The sequence below is a fragment of the Clostridium sp. DJ247 genome, from assembly GCF_014231265.1.
On sequence record NZ_JABAIW010000009.1, the window covers coordinates 51,949 to 74,300 of the forward strand.

The following is a 22,352-nucleotide window of genomic DNA, read 5'->3' on the forward strand; positions in this document are numbered from 1 at the left end:
GGCCTCCATTATTTTAAATTTACATCAAAAAGCATACCAGGTTTTATAACATCTAAGTTATCTAGTATTTTTATCTTTACTTCATATACAAGTTTCATTCTATCCTTCTTCGTAACTATATTCATAGGCGTAAATTCTGCTTCTGGAGAAATATATGTTATTTTACCTTTTATGTTTTTGTCCTTTAAGAAATCACTTTTTAAACTCACTTCTTTATCTAGCTTGATTTTAGGAAGAATACTTTCTGGAACATAAATTTTAATCCATATATTATTATTATCTAAAAGTGTGACTACTGAACTTCCAGGTGTTATATACTCTCCAGCCTTAAAGTTAACAGTTTCTATAACCCCACCTGTTGATGCTGTAATATTGTTCTTACCTAAGGTAAGTTTAGATAGCTCATAATTATTTTTAGACTTTTCTAGGCTATATTGTGCTGTATTTTTCTCTCTTTCAGTTGCCCCATTAACTAATAGATTTAACTTTTGGCTAACCTGATTAAGTTGAGCAATATAGCTATTTGCCTGGGCTTGTGAACTATCTACAGAACTTTTAGCATTATTCAGTGCACTATAGGTGTTATCTAGGTCATTTTTAGCTGCATCCACGTTATACTTAGATTCTGCTCCACTTTCATAAAGTTTTAGAGTATCATCATATTTTTTCTTCTTATATTCATAATTTGTTTGTGCAGTACTAAGATTATTTTGAGCTGTTTGTAATGCAGCTTTACTTTGATCAATTAGAGCTTGGATCTGTTTCACTTGTGCCTCCTGAGCTTTTATTTCTTCAGCTCTGTTGCCTTCTTGTATTTTAGCTAATTCATTTTCTGCATTTTTTATAGAAGTTTCAGCATCTTGTAGTCTTAAAGAATCTTCATTAGAATCAATAGTTGCTATTAAATCTCCAGACTTTACTACATTTCCTTCCTTTAGCTTAATATCTTTTATCTTTCCTGCTATTTCTGCTGATATATTTATTTTATCAGCTTCAGCTGTACCATAATATATAAATTCATTAAAGTTTTTATTTTTCATTGAATTTATTAAGAATAATGCTGAAACTATAACTCCCGCTAATATAAGAAGTATTATTGGTTTAAAAACTTTTTTGTTACCCAAAGTTCTCACTTCCTTTTTAGAAATTTCAGTTTTCATGATTTAGAACCCCATTTAAGAGCACATCCACAATTTTTTTTATTTCTTCCTCATCATCACCTCCAACTTTTAAGTGGTCGGGAAAAGCATTTGTTAAAATTATATATCCTAAAAGTAAACTTAACATTGTTCTTGTAATTAATGCTGGTTCTAAGTTTCTAAATGTTTTCTTTTCTATATTTTCCTCAACAAAAGAATTAATAAATGGAAATAATTTAGGTGCTATGTTATTCCTAATTGTTTCTAATAATTCTGGATGATATAACGACTCAACAAATACAGTTTTAATTAAGGATGAATTTTTTTCTACTAAATGCAATCTATCTATATATAGATTTTTAATAACCTCATCAATTGGTTTATTCTCCTTGTTCTTTACAATAGATTCAGCTGATTTAATAACTAAAGGTCTTAAAAACTTTGTAATTAATGGTATTAAAAGACCCATAAGTATATGTTTTTTGGTCTTATAGTATCTAAATATAGTTCCTTCTGCCACCTCTGCTTCCTTTGCAATTTCACTTGTTCTGCTGCCATCAAATCCTTTTTCTGCAAATACTTTTGTAGCGGCTTCTAATATTCTCCATTGTCTTTTAGTCATTTCTTCTTCTGATACATCTTCTGACAAGAATAGTTTTTCTATAGAATCTTTATTATTTTGATTTTCGTTATCTGGCTTCATATTATTCCTCCTGAGTAATAACATTCACATATATGAGTACTCACTTTATAAAAATGAGTACTCACTCATTTCAAATTTATTACATTATTTAGACTTTGTCAACTAGTTTTTCGCATTATAATAAAGTGAAACTTGAATCAAATGGAGTTTTAACTCCACCTGATTCTTAAATGTTAAAAGTATACACACTGCCTTCTGCTCATACCATGAAAGTATTAAAGATAACGGATAATTTTAACTGTCGGTAACCTATGTTACGGAAAAAAATAAATGTTTATAATATAATAAATTTCATAAAATAAACTTTAGAAAAATATATAGTTAAACCTATTTTAATTTCATATTACGAAAGGGGTAAATAAATGAGTAGATTTTTAGCACCTATTCACACATGGTTATTTAATAAAATAAAATTACATGAGGATTTAGAACTTACATTAGTTAACGCTTATAAAGAGAAATACGGAGAAGAAATTTATACTATTTATAATAGTATAAAATCAAAATACGGAGCTCCTACAGAAAATAAACCTATAGAAGATTTGATTGATGTAGATAACATCCATGGATGGCTTCAAAACAAGATATCCTTGACAGAAACAAGAGCAGCTGCACTTTTAACTGAAATCTCTAACAAAAACAATGAAGATAACATTAGCTTAGCTGTTGAAATTTACTCTGAGCAAGGACGTAAATGTGCTGAAGAAGCAAAAGAAAAATATGAAATTAATAATGCATCTGAAATATATCAAGCATTAAATAATTATGTTATAGAAGGTATGCCTTGCGATAGGGTAAATGTAGTCACTGTAGATTCAGAAGAAAAACTACAATGGGAAACTGAGAGATGTTTACACAAAAATTATTGGGAATCTATTAACGGAGATGTAAGCTTATTCTATAAATTAAGAGATGCATGGATTAAGTCCTTCGTAGAAAATGTAAACAGTCGTTTCTCATACAAAGCATCTCGTTCAGAATCAGAGATGATACATGAAATATTCAAAAAATAATCTGAAAGTTATTACCTAGCTCCGTCTAAACTTTAAGTGCCAGAGTACTTCTGAATTATAATATAAAATATAATTTTAAAAATAAACCCTCTAGATTTATTCCTAGAGGGTTTAAAGTATTCTATTCTTGAACTTCAAATTGATCTTTACCTACTCCACATAGAGGGCATACCCAATCATCAGGTATATCTTCGAAAGCTGTACCTGCTGCTACTCCGTTATCAGGATCTCCTTCCTCTGGATCATAAATATATCCACAAGCTACACATAAATACTTTTTCATTATATCCTCTCCTATCTAATTTAAAATTTTCATATAATATTAATAGTTAAGTTAACTATGTTTTATACTTATATTCTAATACTTTTAAGTATTTATCTCAATATTATAATCATAATAATACTCTTTTAATAGATATTATCTGTAGAACCCCTTTATCTTTTACATTTAGTAATAACTTTTGTGGCATTCAAATATTAATTATGATACGCAAAATTTTAAATGTTATACATTTTCAGGATAACTTGAATATCCTGCATATCCTACACCTAAACATTGAGATAAGTCTTTATCAACTGTTACCAAGTCGTTAGTTGATAATTGTGTAAAGCTTGTTTTTCCCATTGCTATAAGAGCATATTTCATTTCTTCTAAACAAGAATTTAAAAAGTTAGATAGAGTTTTTGAACCTTTATCTATATCTAATTCATCAGTTAACTTTCCATTATATACAACAAGCTGTGGTGTAGGCTCATTTGGAGTTGCTTTTACAGCTTGAGCTTGAAGCATTGCTACTAATGCTATAGACCCAATATATACAGCACTTGCACCTAAAGCTAACGCTTTTGTAAAATGCCCTGGTGTACTTAGCCCTCCAGCTAGTATGATGTCATATTTATCTTTTACACCCTTTTTTTCTAGATATCTAACTGTCCTAGATATAGCATATAGAGTAGGAAGACCCATATCATCTTGAAGAATTGTAGGTGAGCCAGCTGTTCCTCCTTCAGCACCATCGATAGTAATGAAATCTGCATTGGTTTGAATTATAACATCTAAATCTCTTTCAATAAAATGAGAAGCTGCAATTTTTATTCCTATAGGTACTTCATAATCTTTTTTTAGTTTGTTAACTAGATCTATAATCTCATTTGGAGAATTTATCTCTTCAAATCTTGATCCTCTATAAGCAGGTGAATGCTTACCCAAGTGCCATGTATCTCTCATATGTTTTCCTATCTTGTTTGCTGGTATAGTTTTATGTACTGCACCTCCCCAAGCGCCCTGTCCTAACTGCACCTCTATGGCATCCAGCTGTGATAACTGTTCAATGGTGCATAAAGCCTTATATCTATTAAATTGGCCTATTAAAAGTTTAGCTGTCTCTCTTTCTTCATGGGATAGTGCTGCTTCACCAGTATTGGTAGCAGTTCCTGAAAGACTTGCACCCTTGGCTAATGCAATTTTTGCCTCTAAACTAAGTGACGCTCCATAAGACATTCCAGTAATTAAAATAGGCATTGAAAGCTCCAATGGCTTTTTTGCATTTTTCCCAATTATAGTTTTTGTATCTATAGCTCCTTCATCTTTAGTTGGAAGAGAAAATAGTTGAGTTGGGTTTAGAAATAGTTTATTCCAAGGGGATTGGACATTAGGACTGCCATAAGACCTATCTAATGATTTTCCTGTTTCTCCTCTTATAGATGCTTCTATAATAGATTGAATTGATAACTTTTGAGCTGCAGTGATCATCACATAAAGATTCTCACTATACTGATCTGTTAACATTTTTTTTAATATGTTATCAGTAGTTTCGTTGGTAATAGTTCTAATCAAGCTTTGCAACATAATACTCTCTCCTTCTTATGCTTTACTCTGAATTCGCTCAGCTAAGAACCAGGTTAGGTTAAAACCCCGTCTGACTCAAGTTTCACTTTATAATTATTTTGCTTTAATCTATGGTGAAATATGTAACTCTAAACGAGAAGTTCATAAAAAATCTTTTATATCTACTTCATTTACTTATTACAGGATATAAATGGTTTTTTAGAATAATTCTTCGTACTATTGGTAATACTTTCATTAGTATTTCATATGGAGGTGGATATTTTATGAGAATCCCAAACCACATTGGCATAATACCAGATGGAAATAGACGATGGGCTACTGAAAACGGATTAACCAAAGAACAAGGTTATGGACCTGGACTTAGACCTGGAATGGAACTTTTTAAAATTTGCAAAGAACTTGGTATAAAGGAACTAACTTACTATGGTTTTACTACAGATAACACTAAAAGACCTTCAATACAAACTAAGGCATTTACACTAGCATGTATAAAAGCAGTACAAATGCTTACCAAAGAAGATGCTTGTTTACTTGTTGTTGGCAATACTAGCTCTCCTATGTTCCCTAAAGAACTGCTACCCTTTACCACACGAAAACAGTTTGGTAAAGGAGGTATAAAAGTTAATTTTTTAGTTAACTATGGATGGGAATGGGATTTAGGCGAAGTTAACAATATGGATACCCGTAATAGAAACACAATAACAGGATATTTAAAATCATTTGATATAACTAGAGTAGATTTAATAATAAGGTGGGGAGGTCGCAGAAGACTTAGTGGTTTTCTTCCTGTTCAATCTGTTTATTCTGATTTTTATATTATAGATGATTACTGGCCAGACTTTAAGCCTTCTCATTTCTTCGATGCGCTTAGTTGGTATGATAAACAAGATGTTACACTTGGTGGTTAAATAGCTCTTAATTTATATTTATACCTAATTCTTGCTTTAAAAAGAAACACTATAAAATTTATTGAATTCAAATAAATTTTACAGTGTTTCTTTTAATCATACATTTCCTATTTCTTTTGCATAGGCACTAGGAGAAGGTCTAGGAGCTAATACAACAAAGCAAGACATATTTTCATCTGTATTACTCTTGAGACTAAAAGTCTCCTTTCCTTCACAGTATACTACGTCTCCGGAAGTTATACTGCTTACTTCCCCATCTACAGTTAACTCTCCTTTTCCTGTTAGTACATGTAATACTAGATCACTTTTTTCATGTTGATGCGGAGGTATCTCCTGCCCGCTTTTAAGATTTAAAATAAAAGATAGTATCTTTTCTTCATTAAACAAGGTTCTTTTAGTAAATGTATTATCTAAGAAAGCCACTTTGTCAGCTATTTTTTCAAGTTTCACTAACCTTCACCTCAACTTAACCCTAATTCTTTACGCTTCTTCTCAATGTGATCAACATATATTTGAATAGTTTTTTCTGCATCTAATTCTACTACAACTTTTCCTAATCCTAGAGTTTCAGTAGTCTCAGTAAGAGTTTTTACTACTACATCACTACCTGTAATAGATGGAACAGGGGCAACATGCACTAGCCAACCTAACGCTACTGCAGTACATGCATCAGCTACAGCCTTCTGCTCTAAATATTCTGGAGCACCTATAACTAATGGTAACATATTTGTATCTACATCTAATTCATCAGCAATTTCCTTTGCAGTATGAGTCATTTTACCTATATCAACGCATGCACCATAGCTTAATACTGGTGGTATTCCTAATTGCTTGCAAACTGCTTTTAGCCCTTCTCCTGCTTCATCTGCTGCTTTTGGATCAGTTAGCCCAGTGTACTGCATAACGCTGGAAGTACATCCACCAGAAAGTACTAGTATATTATTTTCGATTAATCCTTTGGTTATTTTAAATATGTTACTTCCACCCTGACCATATCTTGCAGTGGTACAACCTACAATAGTTGCAATACCTCTGATATTACCATTAACAATTTGCTCTATTAGCGGCTTAAAGCTTCCTCCAAGTGCCCCTTTTACTGACTCTGTGCTGAATCCAACCATACAATCTGAAACATATGGTGGAATATGAGTTTTTCTATTCTCAGCTTTACGAGCTTTAAAGGCATCTAGAGCTTTATCTAAAGCTTTTGCTGCTTGCTCCTTCATCTTTTCAGGTACAAAATCTAAAGTTTCGGTTCCTTGAAGCTTTATTACTGGGTGTACACTTAGTAATTTAGTTCCAAAGCGTTTTGCATATATAGGCAGTGTTGGTACTGTACAATTATAATCGAACATAAATAAATCAACTACCCCTGTGGCAAGCAAATACTCTTCTGATAACCACTCACCTTCTTGCCCTGTATATGCCTTTTGATTATGAGTACCTTCATAATTCATTAGCTGTTGACCTTCACAAACATGACCGAGTATCTGTATACCATCTGCTCCAGCCTCCTTAGCTTTTTGTTGCCATTCATCACTAGAAGCTAAGTCAATAGCTACATGAGCAAGTAAAGGCATATGTCCATTAGCAATAACATTTATCATATTTGTCTTTAATAATCCCATATTTTGTTGTTTCTTAGCTATCTCCTGAGTTCCCATTAGTATTTCTTGTAGGATATCAAGCATAAATAATCCTTGATACTCGTTTGCTATACCAAGTCTTACGCTATTTAATAAAAACTCAACTGGATCTGAAGTAAAGTTTGTCATACATCTTGTTTGTGCAAAGGCTACTTCACTATAGCCTCCACCTGGAAATAAGCCTAACTTATTCCACAATTCTTTACGTCTTGTTGGGGCAAAAGCTTCAACAGTTTTTGAAGGAACGTGAAATGGAGCGTGTATATCGTTTATAACCCACTCTGCAAATTCTACTGCCAATTTTTCTATAGGTTGATTAGCATCAAGACCTGCCATATCAGCATACTTTTTCAATTTTTCTGCATCCCTTATTTTTAATCCACTCTCTGGGTGTTCTCCAGCAGCCTTAAGAGTTCTTGCAGCCTGATGGGCATGAAAAATATTTGCAGAGGTTCCTATGGTAACATGCCTATACATGAAGTTTCTTGCAACCATTGTATGTCTGTCTACACCACAAGTTCCTCTAGGAACCTTCTCACTAATACGACAAGGTCCATTAGCGCATAATTGACATGATAATCCTTCTATACAAAATTTACATTGAATAGGCTGCTGTTGTGAAAAACGATCAAAAACATTAGTCATTCCAGCTTTATGTACAACTTTATACATATCTCTCATAGCAGGGTCAATTATAACATTAAGAGGATATCCATCTTTTCCTTGATCATCTTTATTCTTTATCTGCTCTCTCTGTAATCTATGAACCTCTTCCATAGATGTTGACTTTTCAATAACACCGTAGTCAACCTTCACTGTATCATGTAAATCATCATGTTCATTGGGATCATTTGAGTCTTTTACTTTAGTTGCAATGGTATGATTTTCACCACTCATAGTTTCTGCGCTTCTTTGATAAGAATCTTTAATATCTTTGTCTGACATTTATACTCCTCCTTATATTTGTTTCTAATGTAGTTTTTTCATAATAAGTAATGAATATACGTTAAATTAATTTTATAAATTTATATTTTTACTTATATCATTATTATTATTTGAAAATAATAGTATAAAGGAGGGATAGTATGGCAAAAAATGATATAAAACAACGTTTTATGGGAATACCAGTAGAAAGTCATGATACTGCTGCTTGGGCTAATATGGAAAATACCAAACCAGTATCAAATGTAAATTTACCTAGTGAAACTGAGGTTAGAAATGCAAAAGAATACGTAGACACAAATGAGAAGTAAGTAGTAAAAGGTTGGTGATTTGCTCACCAACCTTTTTTATAATTATTTCTATATTGAAATATATAGATACCTATAGCTTAAATTTAATTTATACTTAGGTATATATTTCCAATGCTGAAGTCACATTTAAATATTTTTTTATTAGTCTTAGCGAAAATTTGAGAAAAATCTTAGAACTTTAGATATGTTTGAGGTACGAGTTTATCAAAGTTCTTTGTTTTTTCTCAAATTTGAGCTTTAGACTAATTAAAAATATTTAACGTGACGAAACATGGCAATATATACCGGAGTATAAATTAAATTTCGGGCATCGGTATCTATATACTTATAGTATCTAATAGTTCATTTCTGCTAAACGCCTATAGAAATCATATCTTTCCTTAGCATTTTTCTCAGCTTCATCAAACATTTGGTCTGCAACTTCTGGGAATACATTCATTAATGAAGAATATCTTATTTCTCCGTGTATGAAATCCTTAAATGGTTTTGTAGGTTCTTTTGAATCTAAAGTAAATGGATTCTTTCCTTGTTCCTTAAGCATTGGATTATATCTATACAAATGCCAATATCCAGATTCCACTGCTTTCTTTTCTTCAGCTATACTAGTTCCCATACCAGATTTTATTCCATGACTTATACATGGAGCATAGGCTATAATAAGAGAAGGTCCCTTATACTTTTCAGCTTCTGTTATAGCTTTTATAGTATGATTCATATTTGCCCCCATTGATATTTGAGCAACATATACATATCCATATGTCATGGCCATAGCACCAAGGTCTTTCTTTCTTACCTTCTTTCCTGCAGCTGTAAATTTAGCTACTGCTCCAGTTTGTGTAGATTTTGAAGATTGACCTCCAGTGTTTGAGTAAATTTCTGTATCCATAACAAATAGATTTACGTCGTCTCCCATGGCAAGTACTTGATCCACACCACCAAATCCAATATCGTATGCCCAACCATCTCCACCAATTATCCATTGAGATTTTTTGATTAGATAGTCTTTTCTATCCATTATTTGTTTTATTAAATCATTTTTGCTAAGATCATATCCTTTTAATAATTCTAAAATATTTTTTGAGGCTTTTCTAGATTCATCTCCATCCTCTATAGCATTTAACCATATATTAAAGGCTTCAATTATTTTATCTTCACCTTCTAGCGAAGTTATATATTGCTTCATTAGGTCTGCTATCTTTTCTCTTATTTGTTTAACGCCTAAGTACATACCATATCCATACTCTGCATTATCTTCAAATAATGAATTTGACCATGCTGGCCCTTTTCCTTCAGCGTTAGTGGTATATGCTATTGATGGTGCACTAGCTCCCCAAATTGATGAACAACCTGTAGCATTTGCAATCATCATTCTATCTCCATATAACTGAGTCAAAAGCCTTATGTAAGGTGTTTCACCGCATCCTGGACAAGCCCCATTAAACTCTAATAACGGTCTTACAAATTGGCTTCCTTTTAATGTCTTTGGATCCATTACATCATCTTTAGCTGTAACAGTCATTGCAAATTCCCAATTTTCTGCTTCCATTTCGATTTCTTGATCTGCTGGTTTCATTATAAGGGCTTTACCTGGAGCAGGACATACATCTGCACAGTTACCACATCCAGTACAATCTAGTGGGGCTACTTGAATACGGAATCCATAGTTCTCCAAACCTTTTCCAGCTGCCTTTTTTGTTTTAAATGTATCTGGAGCTCTTTTAATTTCATCTTCATCTAATAAAAATGCTCTTACTGTAGCATGAGGACATATATATGCACACTGATTACATTGAATGCATTTATCTATCTGCCATTCAGGTACCATCACAGCGATTCCTCTTTTTTCATATGCTGTAGTACCCAGTGGATATGTTCCATCTTCCATACCTACAAAGGCACTTACAGGTAGTTCATCCCCTTCATGTTTTGCCATTGGTATTTGAATATCCTTTATAAAATCTGGTACTTCTTTTGTTGGTCTAGCCTCGTCTTTTGCATCTGCCCAAGAAGCTGGTACATTAACTTTAACTAAAGAATCTATACCACTATCTACAGCTGCTTTATTCATTTCAACAATTTTCTCACCCTTTTTACCATAGGTTTTTTCTATAGATTTTTTTAAATATTCAACAGCATCTTCTATAGGTATTACGTTGGTTAGCTTGAAAAAGGCAGATTGCATAATCATATTTATTCTTCCACCTAAACCAATTTTACCTGCAATTGATATGGCATCTATAACATAAAAATTGATATTATTCTTAGCAATATAATTTTTTAATGTTGCTGGTAATTTATCTTCTAAATCCTGCTCATTCCAAGGGCAGTTAAGTACAAAAGTTCCACCTTTTTTTAATCCTTTTAATAAATCAAAATTATATACAAAGGATTTATTGTGACAAGCAATGTAATCAGCGTTATATACTAAGTAAGGTGACTTTATAGGTTTCTTTCCGAATCTTAAATGAGATACTGTTGATCCTCCAGATTTTTTACTATCATAAGAAAAATACGCTTGAGCATACAGATCTGTATTGTCACCAATGATTTTAACAGCAGATTTATTAGCTCCTACTGTACCATCAGAACCTAGTCCCCAGAACTTACAGCTTATAGTTCCTTCCGGTGTTGTTTGGATGATGTCTTCTTCAGGAAGAGATGTATTTGTAACATCATCAACTATACCAATAGTGAAATTATCTTTTGGAGTATCTTGCTTTAAGTTTTTATAAACAGCTAATATTTGTGATGGTCTTGTATCTTTTGAACCTAATCCATATCTACCACCTATAATTAAAGGTTTATTTTCAGATTTATCAAATACTTTGACTACATCTAAATATAATGGTTCTGCTAAAGAACCTGATTCTTTAGTTCTATCTAATACAGCTATTTTTTTTACAGTCTTAGGCAATACATCAAAGAAATACTTAGTTGAAAATGGTCTATATAGATGTACTCTAATAACACCTACCTTTTCTCCTTTTTCTGATAAATAATCTACAGTTTCATCTATAGTATCACACACAGATCCCATTGCAACAATTATGTATTCAGCATCTTGAGCACCATAATAATCAAAAGGATGGTATACTCTTCCCGTAACTTTTTCTATTTCTCTCATATAGTTTTCAACTATATCTGGTACTGCTAAATAAAATGGATTTGAAACCTCTCTCCCTTGGAAATAGATATCAGGGTTTTGGGCTGTTCCTCTAGCTACTGGATGTTCAGGATTTATAGCTCTATCCCTAAATTGTCTTATAGCTTCATAATCTACAAGTTTACTAAGTTCTTCATACTCTATAGTCTCTATTTTTTGATATTCATGTGAGGTTCTAAATCCATCAAAAAAATGTAAAAATGGAACTCTTGATTTTATAGCACTTAAATGTGCTATGCATCCCAAATCCATGGCTTCTTGAACACTAGAAGATGCTAAAAACGCAAATCCTGTTTGTCTTGTAGCCATAACATCCTGATGGTCTCCAAAAATTGATAACGCATGTGTTGCAATAGCACGTGCAGTTACATGGAATACCCCAGGAAGATGCTCTCCAGCAATTTTATACATATTAGGTATCATTAATAGTAGACCTTGTGATGCCGTATATGTAGTTGTTAACGCGCCTGCTTGTAATGAACCATGAACAGCACCAGCAGCTCCTGCTTCTGATTGCATTTCAACAACTTTAACTGATTGACCAAATATATTTTTTTTACCATGTGCTGACCATTCATCCACACCTTCCGCCATGGGAGTTGATGGAGTTATTGGGTAAATGGCCGCCACATCTGTAAATGCATAGGATGCATAAGCTGCAGCTTGATTTCCGTCCATAGTCTGCATATTTTTCTTCATAAAATTAATCCTCCTAATCTCTTTAGTGTATCATTCATTCTTTCTTCTAATTTATTATTTGATACTAGAGGATTCTCATACATAAAAATTAAAAATAATGTAAAATCTTATTTCAAATTACTTTATTATTTAGATTACTTTATAATACTTCATAAATATATTTGAAACTTTAGTTAAAAATAATAGTACTTCTATAACCAGTTATTCATTATCAATTGATAAAAAGGAGGAATTTCATTTGAACGCTAAAGTAAAAGTTGCAAAACAGGAAGATTCCATAGCATTAGAAGCTGATGCTCTCCACTTGAAAGTAGATATCTATACTTCTCTTGGTGTTGGTAGTGGACTACTTCTTATATGGATTACAGGTTTAACCTTCCTAGACCCAATAGTTGCTATAGTAGTTGCATTGTTTATTCTAAAAGAAGCCCATGATATTTGTGATAACATAGAAAATGAATTGGAGAGCTCATTAAGAAATACCCATGTTATGATTCACATAGAATCCTGCACAAGAGAATGTAATTTAGAAGGATGTAATAATAGGCAATTTTATAAAAATAATTAAAAATATATAACGTGACGAAACATGGTAATATATCTGGTGGTATAAGTTAAATTTCGGGCATGAATATCTATAAAAAAACCACAGCATAACACTGCGGTTTTTTTATGTATTAATTATTCTACTGAGTTTAAAGCATTTACTAATCTATCAAGATCTAATGCGTGAACCTGTGCTGCCTGCTCAAGTGTTTCTGCTTGAGATGAAGGACAACCAACACATCCCATACCAAAGCTCATTAAAACTTCGGCATACTTTGTATTTATTCTGATTATTTCCCCTATTGTCATATCCTTTGTTATCTTTGCCATATTCTATACCTCGCTTCATTATTATTTATTGTATATTTTTATTATATACTAATTATATATTTTTATTATATTGCAATTCTTTATTAAGTGCAACAAAGCACTTTTTAGTTAAATAGTAACTTTTATGTTACTTTAACTTTAGAGGAAATCCACAAGAAACCAAGTAGACCTCATCACTTTGCAAACCAATATACTGATTTATACTTCCTAATATATCACTAAATATTCTTCCAAGCTTATACTCGGGCACTAAACTCCATCCAACTTCATTAGTTACAATTATCAAATTTTTATCTTCTTTTCTTGCTGCCTGTATCAGCTTTTCAATCTCACTCTTTACATAATTACTAAGCTTTTCTACATCTTCCGAACACATATTTTCAAAATCATAATTTTTATCAAACATCAAATTTGTAATCATAGTACCTATACATTCTAACATCACATATTTATGTTTGTCTTTTTCTAACATATAATTTAATTCTCTATAACCTTCAACTGTTCCCCACTTAGGGTTTCTTCTTATCTTGTGTTTTTCAATTCTTTTTTCCATTTCTTTATCTGTTACTATTGCTGTAGCAATATAAAGCACATCATCCGTATCTTCTAATAACTTCTCCGCAAAAGTACTTTTACCACTTCTACTTCCACCAGTTACTAATATTACTTTTCCCATTTTCATTCTCCTAACATATATATTGTCCTTAACACATAAACACCCACATCTTAAATTTAACTTATACGTAGGGACATATTACCAATATTGAAGTCACATTTAAATATTTTTTTATTAGTCTTAGCGAAAATTTGAGAAAAAATCTTAGAACTTTAGATATGTTTGAGGTACGAGTTTATCAAAGTTCTTTTATATTATGAAACTCCTCTTCCTTTCGTCAGAGGAGTAAGCGATTCGCACAAAATCATAGATTTTGGCTCTCTGCTTAAATTTGAGCCTTAGACTAATTAAAAATATTTAACGTGACGAAATACGGTAATATATCCCAGAGTATAAGTTAAATTTCGGGCGTGGTTATCCATATCAACCTAACATTATAGCAATTAAAATTAGTGTTAATATTTCTACTAACTCATTATTTGCCCCAAGAGTATCTCCAGTTAACCCATTAATTTTTATATTGCAATAAAAATTAAACAAGAAGCTTAGAGCTAATGCTGATATGGTCAGAATTATTACGTGCCTTGGATTCATTATTAATATTAAAATCCCTATGGTAATTACAATACCAATAACAAACTGCATTTTTCCAAAATTCCCTACAAAAAAGTTTCCTGTACCATTACTTTTTGCACTTTTGCCAACTGAAGCTAAAAATAGAATTGAAAGCCTGGCTATTATAGGTACTACGATTATTGCTATTGAAAAATTTGGAACTATAAATACCAAAAGTGTATACCTTAGGAGAAAATCTATTACTATTACAATACAAGCATAAGTTCCTATTCTACTATCTTTCATTATTTCAATTATCCTACCACTACCCTTAAATGCAAAAAATCCATCACAGGTATCCCCTAATCCGTCTATATGCATGGCACCTGTAACTATAACTCCAACTAGTAAAATAAGTACTATAGATGTGCTTACAGGCAAAACCTTTATAAGCATTTTATATATTAACCATTGTATAATACCCACTATAAACCCTATGATTGGAAGAAACACAGATCCTCTTCTAAAATTATGTTTCTCACAAGGTAAATTTATGTTAACTGGTATTCTAGTAAAAAACTGAAGCATCAATAAAAAGTTACATATAGTTTCTTTTATTACTAATAAAAATTTACATTTAGTCTTTTTCATTTAACTATGTACCTCTCTTGTAGTTGTTATATATTTATAGAGTTCTACACATGCGTAATACTATCTATGTAAAGATTATCATACTCATATTTAATTATAGTTATATCCCCAGTTTCAGAACCAAATTTCCAAAAAAAATCTAAGTTATCACCTAAAATATAACAGTATATAGATCTGATCACTCCTCCGTGAGTTACAATAAGCACATTTTCCTGATTTAGTTTTAATATATCATTCATAAATTCTTTTACTCTCTTATAAAGCTGTATATAGCTTTCCCCCCCCGGTGGAGAAAGTTTTTTCCAATCATCACACCACTGCTTACACTGACTAGGATAAAGTGTTTTTATCTGTTCGTAGCTCTTACCCTCAAACACTCCAAAGTTTGTCTCATTTATCCTTTTATCTTTAATAAAGTTATATTTTTTATCCCTCAACAATATTTTAGCTGTGTTTTCTGTTCTTTTTTTTTCACTTATGTATACACTACTAAAATTAACATCTTTAATAAGTTGCCTTGCTTTTTCTGCCTGTATTATTCCATTTTCCGTAAGCTCTACATCTAAACTTCCATAGTAGCATTTGTTCTTATTATATTCTGTTTCTCCATGCCTTACAAAATACAAATTCATGGCATATCTCCTTATTTGTAGAATTAGCTTATGTAATAAATATAATTTTAACCTATAGCTTAAATTATACAAGAAAAATTTATATTACTCAAACTTTATAAAGTGAAACTTGAATCAGATGGAATTTTGACACCACCTAATTCTTAGTTGAACGAATCCATGGACGTAGCCGCTCTTTACTCCCAGTTAAGCAGACATACAAAATCTGTGATTTTCATATGGTCGCTTACTCTGTGAGTACTCCTCTGACCATAGGAAGAGAAGTTTCATATAAAGATGGGAGTATTAGAGCGGGTAGTCATCGGATAAACATAGTTCTTGATTTTAGTCAGAGCTTATCTATGACCACAGGACAAATTACCGATTATTTCCAACAAATGAGGTGAAAATTTTTTTATTACAAAAATAAAAAACACCCGTTAACAATAAAATAACGGGTTGTCCTATTTTAATTTTATTTAAAATATCTGTTTAATAAACCTTTAAATGCAGCACCATGTCTTGCTTCATCTTTACACATTTCATGTACTGTATCATGTATTGCATCATAGTTTAGTTTCTTAGCTAATGTAGCTAAATCTTTTTTGCCTTGACAAGCTCCATGTTCTGCTTCTACTCTCACCTCTAAGTTTTTCTTTGTGTCAGCAGTTACAACTTCTCCAAGTAGTTCTGCAAACTTAGCTGCATGTTCAGCCTCTTCGAAAGCTATTCTCTTGTATGCTTCAGCTACTTCTGGATATCCTTCTCTATCTGCTTGACGGCTCATTGCAAGATACATTCCTACTTCTGTGCATTCACCTACAAAGTTTGCTTTTAATCCTTCTATTACTTGTGGATCTATATCTTTTGCTACTCCTATTTTATGTTCATCAGCCCAAGCTAACTCACCTTCAACTTTTTCTATAAACTTATCACTTGGAGCGTTACATTGTGGGCACTTCTCTGGTGCAGCTTCCCCTTCATGAACATATCCACATATTGTACAGACAAATTTTTTCATTTTTATTTCCTCCCCATTAAAATTAAAATTTTTAATTTTATTCACTAAATACCAGCCTACTAGAGCTCTCTAGCTTTACCTAAGTAAGTGCTCTTATACTCTGTATAACGGCTTCTGCCAACGAATTTGATTTAACTAATAGTGGGTTTCATAATCAAAATCCCATAAAAGTGGAATTTCACTTTATTTTTTTAAATATATGTAATACTCATTGACAATAATTATTATATAATACTTATTTGGTTTTTGCAAGTCATTTCCAAAAGTAATTTTCCTTATGAATTTAAAGCTCTACAAAAAATTCATTTAGAGCTAACTTGAGTATTAATTAAGCTATATGGCACGTATCAACCGTTAACTTATGATTTGTAGAAATGATAGTAAATGAATAAAAAAAAAGAACAGAAAACCTGTCCTTAAATAAATGAAAAACGAACATGAACTATTGTTAATTTCTTAACACTTACATATTCATTCTATCATAATATTATTAAAAATCAACAATTTTATTTCAAAAAATAAAAGAATACCAAGTATTTTAGTTACTTTTTTTTACATTTTTTTAAAAATAAGTTGCTTACTTTTTAACAATTACCATTTTCACAAAATATATTATTAAATTTTTTTAATAATATATTTTTCAGATTTAATTTTTATATTTTATTCAAAATGACTTATATGTGACTTATCTCAAATAAAACAAGATTTCCTATAAAATTACTTTTGACAATTAATAATTTTTATTATATAGTATAATTAATTATATAGTAAGGATGGTGTATATGAATAACTTATCTGGTATTTTTAGGGAAAAAAAGTTAAAGCTTACTCCTCAACGTATAGCTGTATATAAGTATTTACAATCAACATGCGAACACCCATCTGCCGAAACTATTTATAAAGCTCTTCAACCTGAATACCCTACTATGAGTTTAGCTACAGTGTATAAAGCTCTAAAAACTCTTGTAGAAGTAGATTTAATACAGGAGATTAATGTAGGTGAAGGCAATTTTAGATATGATGGCAATGTGCATCCTCATCCACATATTCAATGTTTAGATTGTGGTAGAGTTGAAGATATTATAGGAATAAACTTTTCTGATCTAAATGATAAAGTTAAAGATTTTACTGATTACGATATTTTAACTAGCAAAGTATATTTTTACGGCATATGTAAAACTTGTAAAGAAAGTGCTAATAATAACTAATTATATCACAAAAATAAAAGAGCAGTTAACAGCTCTTTTATTTATATGCATCATCTACAGCTTCCTCCCATTCTTTTTTAGTAATCTTTCCATTTATCATTTGCTCTAGTTTAGATGCTATACTACTTTTTAATCTTTCAGGCATATTATAAACAAAAATTACACTATCCTCTGTACTATTCTCAAGATGTTTTACAATACTAGTTTTAAGTTTGTCATTTATACTACTATTAGCTTTCTTGTTTCCAGATATAAATCCTTTCTTTACAAGCTTTTTTTGCAGTTCTTCTCCAAATATATATTTTATAAAATTACTTACTTCTTCTCCATTCTTATCATTTATATGAGTACAAATTATAGCATTACAAATAATAGGTACATTTATTCTCAATGCTGGGTTATCTACATTTTCTTCAATAATTTTTAAGTTATCACCTTTCAGACTATTGGCATAATATGATGAACAAACAATTAAGGGTATATCTCCTTTGACAAACTTATTTATGCTAGTTTCATTTCCGATTTCAAAAGTATTTTTATTGATACCAGCACCTTTTATCCAATCTCCGATGGTATCGAAAGCTTGCTGCATTTCCTTTAAAGATTTATAAGCATCTGCTCCGCTGTCGTATTTACTCTCAAGCTTTCTCATACTTACTCTATTTACAAATATATATGAAGACAATCCAATATTTACATCTAAGTCTTCCGTAAGCAGCACTGGAATACTAGAAGAGCTAACATTTATTTTCTTTAATACATCCTTCAAATCATTCATAGAAGATGGTATTTTTACATTTAATTTATCTAAAGCATTTTTATTATACAAAATTTCTATAGTATATGGTATCAGTGCCATTCCATAGTATTTATCTTCAACTCTGCCATAAGCACTAATTATTCTGTAATATTTATCATTTATTTTAGTATCCTCATAATAATTTCCCATATCACTGAGGAATCCTTTTCTGCTCAGTTTTAACATATTATTTCTTGAGGTGATTATTATATCATTTTCATTACTCTTCCCTATATCTTCTTCTATATTTCCACCTAATGCATTGGTAATATTAATTTTCGATTCTGGATTATCTTTTTTATATTCATCAGTTATAAACTTAATTATGCTTGTGGATTCTTTATCCTTAAGATCCATATATATATTTAATTGCTTGCCCTTTGCTGCCTCTTTATTCATGCCACAACCATTTATACTTGTAATAAACACTATTAACAGGAAAGTTATAAAGCTTTTTTTATAATAAAGCATATTTTTCTCCTTCCTTCATTTACTTATTTATGAATTCTATATAAAATAATTCTGAATTTATTTTGTGCATAATAATTAAATATATAATAGCTTCATATAATTAAGTGGGGGTGAAATGTATGAAATTTAGGGTAATATTTCTAAAGAAAAAATATATCTATTTTGTTTTATTGACATTTATTCTTATAATATTGTTGGTTATTTTACAACTTTCTAAAAGATATTCTTCAACCTTTAATAATGTTTCTGAAAATAAAATTATAAAGGCTGACTTTAACGGTGATGGAAAGGATGACACGTTATACGTAAGAAGAAATAATGATAAATATGACTTAGCCGTTAAGATTAAGGATAGAAACTTTCCCATTAATGCTGATAAAAGTTCTCCGCCTATAGGTCCATATTCCTCTTATTGGCCAATGAGAATTACTCTTATGGATGTGTCCAGAGATAAAATTCCTGAAATTTTTATACAATCTTCGAGTAAAGATAACTCTCTTCAACACATATTTATTTGGAATGATGGAAAATTTGAAAATATATTTTCTAATTCTAATAATATACTAGGTTTTATAGATTGTAAAAATAATAAAACTCCAAAGGTCATCTCTGGGAAGCTACAAAATGATACCATGTGGTTATCAAACTATATATTTTTAAATTATAAATTTAAAAATTATAACTATAATAGTACAAATACCTTTATGGGAAAGGATAGCATATGCAGCTTTATAAAGTTTATTCAAGGTCTACCACATAGCGAGGAATATAAACCAACAGATATATTTTCTCCTAATATATCTAGTAAAAATTTATCTATAATAGGTAAATTGTCTGGAGAGAATAATACTTACTCATTTCAGGATGCACTATTTATGGAGAACAAATGTAACGAAAATGGAGATGTAACAGAAGTGCTTTGGACATTAAATTTTAGAGGTATATCTAATACTGATAAAAACATAGTAAAAAATTATGTGCTAAATCTTTTGTTAACACCAGATGAAAATACCAAAGATAACTACTATTTTAAAATTTCATCCATATCATTAAAGTAAAAAGGGACCGTTTTACGGTCCCAAGGGGGATGGGGGGTTATTGTATCAAGTAAAGGTTTTATTACTTGATACTTTTAGGAGATCATATCTCCAAATTACATTATTTATATTATCCCGTTATCTACAACTTATACATATAAAAATAAAATTTTTAATATATTTTATATAATTCCTGTATTTCTTGCTTTATTTCTTCTCTCAACTCCTGAGGTTCAATAACTTCTACACCTTTTCCAAATCCCATAATCCATCTCTTTACCTCAGAAATATCATCTAAATACATATTAAGTATAATAAATTCGTCTCTATGATTTTCTACCTGTTGGCTAGCGTGCCAATTTACATCCTTAATCATTTCAAATATTTCTTTATTAAATTTTATACTAACTTTGGTCTTTTCTCCCCTAAATACTCCCCAATGGTCTTTGAAATAGTCTCTTAATAAAAATGTATGTGGCCTCATATATATTTCATCAGTTATCTTTATACTTCTAATTCTCGACAGCCTAAAAGCATCCACTTGGTTGCTCATATGACAATAACCAATTATATGCCATGCTCCTTCTTTAAATATTAAGTTATATGGATCTACCTTTTTCACTGTTAAATTATTCTTATTTATAGAATAATAGTTTATACTTATAGTTCTTCCCCTACTCATAGCATAATTAATTTTAGATATTTTGTCATCCAGGTTTTGCAAATTTCCAATTTCGTCTATATTAAAATTTCCATTATAATTTAAACTCTTTAGACTAGTATCATTATTCATACACAAGCTCTTTATCTTTCCTACTGCTCTTTGTAAATCTTTTTCTTGTATAAACCCATTTTCTTCAGTAAGAATTCTAGTAGCCATTAGTAATGATTGCAATTCTTCCTCAGTAAGTTTTGATGGTTTCATATAAAATTCCTCATCCATATAGAAACCACCGTATCTTCCTTTCTTTGTATGAACAGGTATGTTAGCCTTATTTAAACTATTTACATATCTATATATAGTTTTTTTATCAACTTCTAAAGTTTCTGCTAATTCAGATGCAGTAGTTAATCCTTTATATTGCAGCGTAATTATCATTTCTAGCAGGTGAGAAATTTTAGACATATTATTTTACCCCCATTGCACTTAAAACTACTCTTTATTTATATCGTCAGCTTTTATATTTTTTTTAGTAATTTTATATAAATTAAAAAATGTATTATATTCCTGTTACATAAAGATTATTACTTAAAGCTAATAAAATTTTTTCCGTTTTAGTATCAATTAATATATGGTTGAATAGTATATACTATAAAACTTAAGATAAGCGAAGTTAAATACAAAAGAAGCATATAAAAAACTAAGGATATAAAGTAATAAAATTCAAATAAAACCAAGGCCCAGGAGGGAGGTATAATTATGTTAAACAGTTCTCAATTATTAAGATTAATAGCTATAGTAGCAATATTACTTCTAGTATTTGGTAGAGATTGTGGTGCTCGCCGTGCTATACTTGTAGTTCTTGCTGTAATTATAGTTTGCGGTGCTTGCGTTTCTGGTTACGGTGCTGCTGCTCCAATAGCAACAGGTGCTGCTTACGGTGCTGGTTACGGTGCTCCAATGGCAGGTGCTGGTTACGGTGCTGGTTACGGTGCTGGTTACGACGGATTCTAATACCAAATAATAGCTTACGAATAAAAAAAGCCTTATTACTAAATTACAGTGGCAAATCCTGAAAAGCTGAATAGTATATAGTAGAAGCACTTAAAGATAAATAAAATTTATCAACGTAGGATTAGCAACAGTTTAAACAAAGGATATAAAGTAATAAGACTAAAATAAAACCATAGCCCAGAGAGGGGGGTAAGCGTATGTTAAATAGTGGTCAATTGCTAAGATTAATCGCTGTAATAGCTGTATTATTACTTGTTTGGGGTAGAGACGTTGGTGCTTGCCGTGCTATACTTGTATTCCTTGCTGTAATTATAGTTTGCGGTTGCGTAAATGGTTATACTGCTCCACCAATTGCTCCAGTAGCTACTGCACCATATTATGGTGGAAGATGTCACTGCTAATTTCACCTTAATATTATAACAGCTTAATCTTACAAATTATTTTTAATAGTGTGAAATT

At 31.0% G+C, this 22,352-nt stretch carries 21 protein-coding genes and 1 pseudogene; 8 read left to right on the forward strand and 14 right to left on the reverse strand.

Annotation, left to right across the window (positions count from 1 at the left end; translation table 11 throughout):
• Window positions 1-8: 8 nt before the first annotated feature.
• Together HGI79_RS05590 and HGI79_RS05595 are read right to left on the reverse strand one after the other, a co-directional pair.
• Complete coding sequence (locus tag HGI79_RS05590; protein WP_241428149.1) at window positions 9-1,160, reverse strand: HlyD family secretion protein; 1,152 nt, start codon at window positions 1,158-1,160, stop codon at window positions 9-11.
• A complete protein-coding gene (locus HGI79_RS05595) occupies window positions 1,150-1,842 on the reverse strand; it encodes a TetR/AcrR family transcriptional regulator (RefSeq protein ID WP_185649682.1) in 693 nt (230 codons plus the stop codon). The genes HGI79_RS05590 and HGI79_RS05595 overlap by 11 nt, the downstream gene beginning before the upstream one ends.
• Window positions 1,843-2,204: 362 nt before the next feature.
• Here HGI79_RS05595 and HGI79_RS05600 point away from each other — a divergent pair, with 362 nt between their 5' ends.
• Entirely contained in the window at window positions 2,205-2,855 is a 651-nt protein-coding gene (locus HGI79_RS05600) for a hypothetical protein (RefSeq protein ID WP_185649683.1), read from the forward strand.
• A 121-nt stretch (window positions 2,856-2,976) separates the two neighbouring features.
• Here the strand turns inward: HGI79_RS05600 and rd are convergent, their stop codons facing one another.
• Window positions 2,977-3,138, reverse strand: a complete 162-nt coding sequence (gene rd, locus HGI79_RS05605) for a rubredoxin (protein ID WP_185649684.1) — start codon at window positions 3,136-3,138, stop codon at window positions 2,977-2,979.
• Window positions 3,139-3,360: 222 nt separating this feature from the next.
• Window positions 3,361-4,704: an FMN-binding glutamate synthase family protein gene (locus tag HGI79_RS05610; protein WP_185649685.1), complete on the reverse strand. Its 1,344-nt coding sequence runs from the start codon at window positions 4,702-4,704 to the stop codon at window positions 3,361-3,363.
• A gap of 263 nt (window positions 4,705-4,967) precedes the next feature.
• Between HGI79_RS05610 and HGI79_RS05615 the strand changes: the two genes are divergently transcribed.
• Window positions 4,968-5,612: an undecaprenyl diphosphate synthase family protein gene (locus HGI79_RS05615; RefSeq protein ID WP_185649686.1), complete on the forward strand. Its 645-nt coding sequence runs from the start codon at window positions 4,968-4,970 to the stop codon at window positions 5,610-5,612.
• 96 nt (window positions 5,613-5,708) lie between these two features.
• Here HGI79_RS05615 and HGI79_RS05620 read toward each other — a convergent pair whose 3' ends face one another.
• Both HGI79_RS05620 and cooS read right to left on the reverse strand, forming a co-directional pair.
• Window positions 5,709-6,062 carry a cupin domain-containing protein gene (locus tag HGI79_RS05620; RefSeq protein WP_185649687.1) on the reverse strand — a complete coding sequence of 118 codons (354 nt, stop codon included), beginning with the start codon at window positions 6,060-6,062 and terminating at the stop codon, window positions 5,709-5,711.
• An 11-nt stretch (window positions 6,063-6,073) separates the two neighbouring features.
• Window positions 6,074-8,203 carry an anaerobic carbon-monoxide dehydrogenase catalytic subunit gene (gene cooS / locus HGI79_RS05625; protein WP_185649688.1) on the reverse strand — a complete coding sequence of 710 codons (2,130 nt, stop codon included), beginning with the start codon at window positions 8,201-8,203 and terminating at the stop codon, window positions 6,074-6,076.
• A 140-nt stretch (window positions 8,204-8,343) separates the two neighbouring features.
• Between cooS and HGI79_RS05630 the strand changes: the two genes are divergently transcribed.
• A complete protein-coding gene (locus tag HGI79_RS05630; protein ID WP_185649689.1) occupies window positions 8,344-8,511 on the forward strand; it encodes a DUF3787 domain-containing protein in 168 nt (55 codons plus the stop codon).
• A 334-nt stretch (window positions 8,512-8,845) separates the two neighbouring features.
• On the opposite strand, the gene nifJ is transcribed toward HGI79_RS05630, so the two are convergent.
• A complete protein-coding gene (gene nifJ, locus HGI79_RS05635; protein WP_185649690.1) occupies window positions 8,846-12,373 on the reverse strand; it encodes a pyruvate:ferredoxin (flavodoxin) oxidoreductase in 3,528 nt (1,175 codons plus the stop codon).
• A gap of 253 nt (window positions 12,374-12,626) precedes the next feature.
• On the opposite strand from nifJ, the pseudogene HGI79_RS05640 reads away from it, so the two are divergent.
• Window positions 12,627-12,941: pseudogene (locus tag HGI79_RS05640) on the forward strand (cation transporter); the annotation flags it as partial.
• A gap of 113 nt (window positions 12,942-13,054) precedes the next feature.
• Here HGI79_RS05640 and HGI79_RS05645 read toward each other — a convergent pair.
• From HGI79_RS05645 to HGI79_RS05665, 5 genes are all read right to left on the reverse strand, one after another.
• A complete protein-coding gene (locus tag HGI79_RS05645; RefSeq protein WP_185649691.1) occupies window positions 13,055-13,249 on the reverse strand; it encodes a DUF1858 domain-containing protein in 195 nt (64 codons plus the stop codon).
• A gap of 127 nt (window positions 13,250-13,376) precedes the next feature.
• Window positions 13,377-13,925: a bifunctional adenosylcobinamide kinase/adenosylcobinamide-phosphate guanylyltransferase gene (gene cobU, locus HGI79_RS05650; RefSeq protein WP_185649692.1), complete on the reverse strand. Its 549-nt coding sequence runs from the start codon at window positions 13,923-13,925 to the stop codon at window positions 13,377-13,379.
• Between the two features lie 363 nt (window positions 13,926-14,288).
• Window positions 14,289-15,038 carry an adenosylcobinamide-GDP ribazoletransferase gene (gene cobS, locus HGI79_RS05655; protein WP_185649728.1) on the reverse strand — a complete coding sequence of 250 codons (750 nt, stop codon included), beginning with the start codon at window positions 15,036-15,038 and terminating at the stop codon, window positions 14,289-14,291.
• 77 nt (window positions 15,039-15,115) lie between these two features.
• A complete protein-coding gene (gene cobC / locus HGI79_RS05660; protein ID WP_185649693.1) occupies window positions 15,116-15,703 on the reverse strand; it encodes an alpha-ribazole phosphatase in 588 nt (195 codons plus the stop codon).
• A 454-nt stretch (window positions 15,704-16,157) separates the two neighbouring features.
• On the reverse strand, window positions 16,158-16,703 hold the full coding sequence (locus HGI79_RS05665; protein ID WP_185649694.1) for an NADH peroxidase: 546 nt from the start codon (window positions 16,701-16,703) through the stop codon (window positions 16,158-16,160).
• A 782-nt stretch (window positions 16,704-17,485) separates the two neighbouring features.
• Here HGI79_RS05665 and HGI79_RS05670 point away from each other — a divergent pair.
• Entirely contained in the window at window positions 17,486-17,911 is a 426-nt protein-coding gene (locus tag HGI79_RS05670) for a Fur family transcriptional regulator (protein WP_185649695.1), read from the forward strand.
• 37 nt (window positions 17,912-17,948) lie between these two features.
• On the opposite strand, the gene HGI79_RS05675 is transcribed toward HGI79_RS05670, so the two are convergent.
• Entirely contained in the window at window positions 17,949-19,181 is a 1,233-nt protein-coding gene (locus tag HGI79_RS05675) for an ABC transporter substrate-binding protein (protein ID WP_241428150.1), read from the reverse strand.
• 119 nt (window positions 19,182-19,300) lie between these two features.
• Between HGI79_RS05675 and HGI79_RS05680 the strand changes: the two genes are divergently transcribed.
• On the forward strand, window positions 19,301-20,239 hold the full coding sequence (locus tag HGI79_RS05680; RefSeq protein WP_185649696.1) for a VCBS repeat-containing protein: 939 nt from the start codon (window positions 19,301-19,303) through the stop codon (window positions 20,237-20,239).
• 151 nt (window positions 20,240-20,390) lie between these two features.
• On the opposite strand, the gene HGI79_RS05685 is transcribed toward HGI79_RS05680, so the two are convergent.
• Entirely contained in the window at window positions 20,391-21,344 is a 954-nt protein-coding gene (locus HGI79_RS05685; RefSeq protein ID WP_185649697.1) for a YafY family protein, read from the reverse strand.
• A gap of 294 nt (window positions 21,345-21,638) precedes the next feature.
• On the opposite strand from HGI79_RS05685, the gene HGI79_RS05690 reads away from it, so the two are divergent.
• Together HGI79_RS05690 and HGI79_RS05695 are read left to right on the forward strand one after the other, a co-directional pair.
• Window positions 21,639-21,893 (forward strand): hypothetical protein, encoded by a 255-nt coding sequence (locus HGI79_RS05690; RefSeq protein WP_185649698.1) that lies wholly within the window; start codon window positions 21,639-21,641, stop codon window positions 21,891-21,893.
• A gap of 197 nt (window positions 21,894-22,090) precedes the next feature.
• Window positions 22,091-22,294: a hypothetical protein gene (locus HGI79_RS05695; RefSeq protein ID WP_185649699.1), complete on the forward strand. Its 204-nt coding sequence runs from the start codon at window positions 22,091-22,093 to the stop codon at window positions 22,292-22,294.
• The last annotated feature ends 58 nt before the right edge of the window (window positions 22,295-22,352 follow it).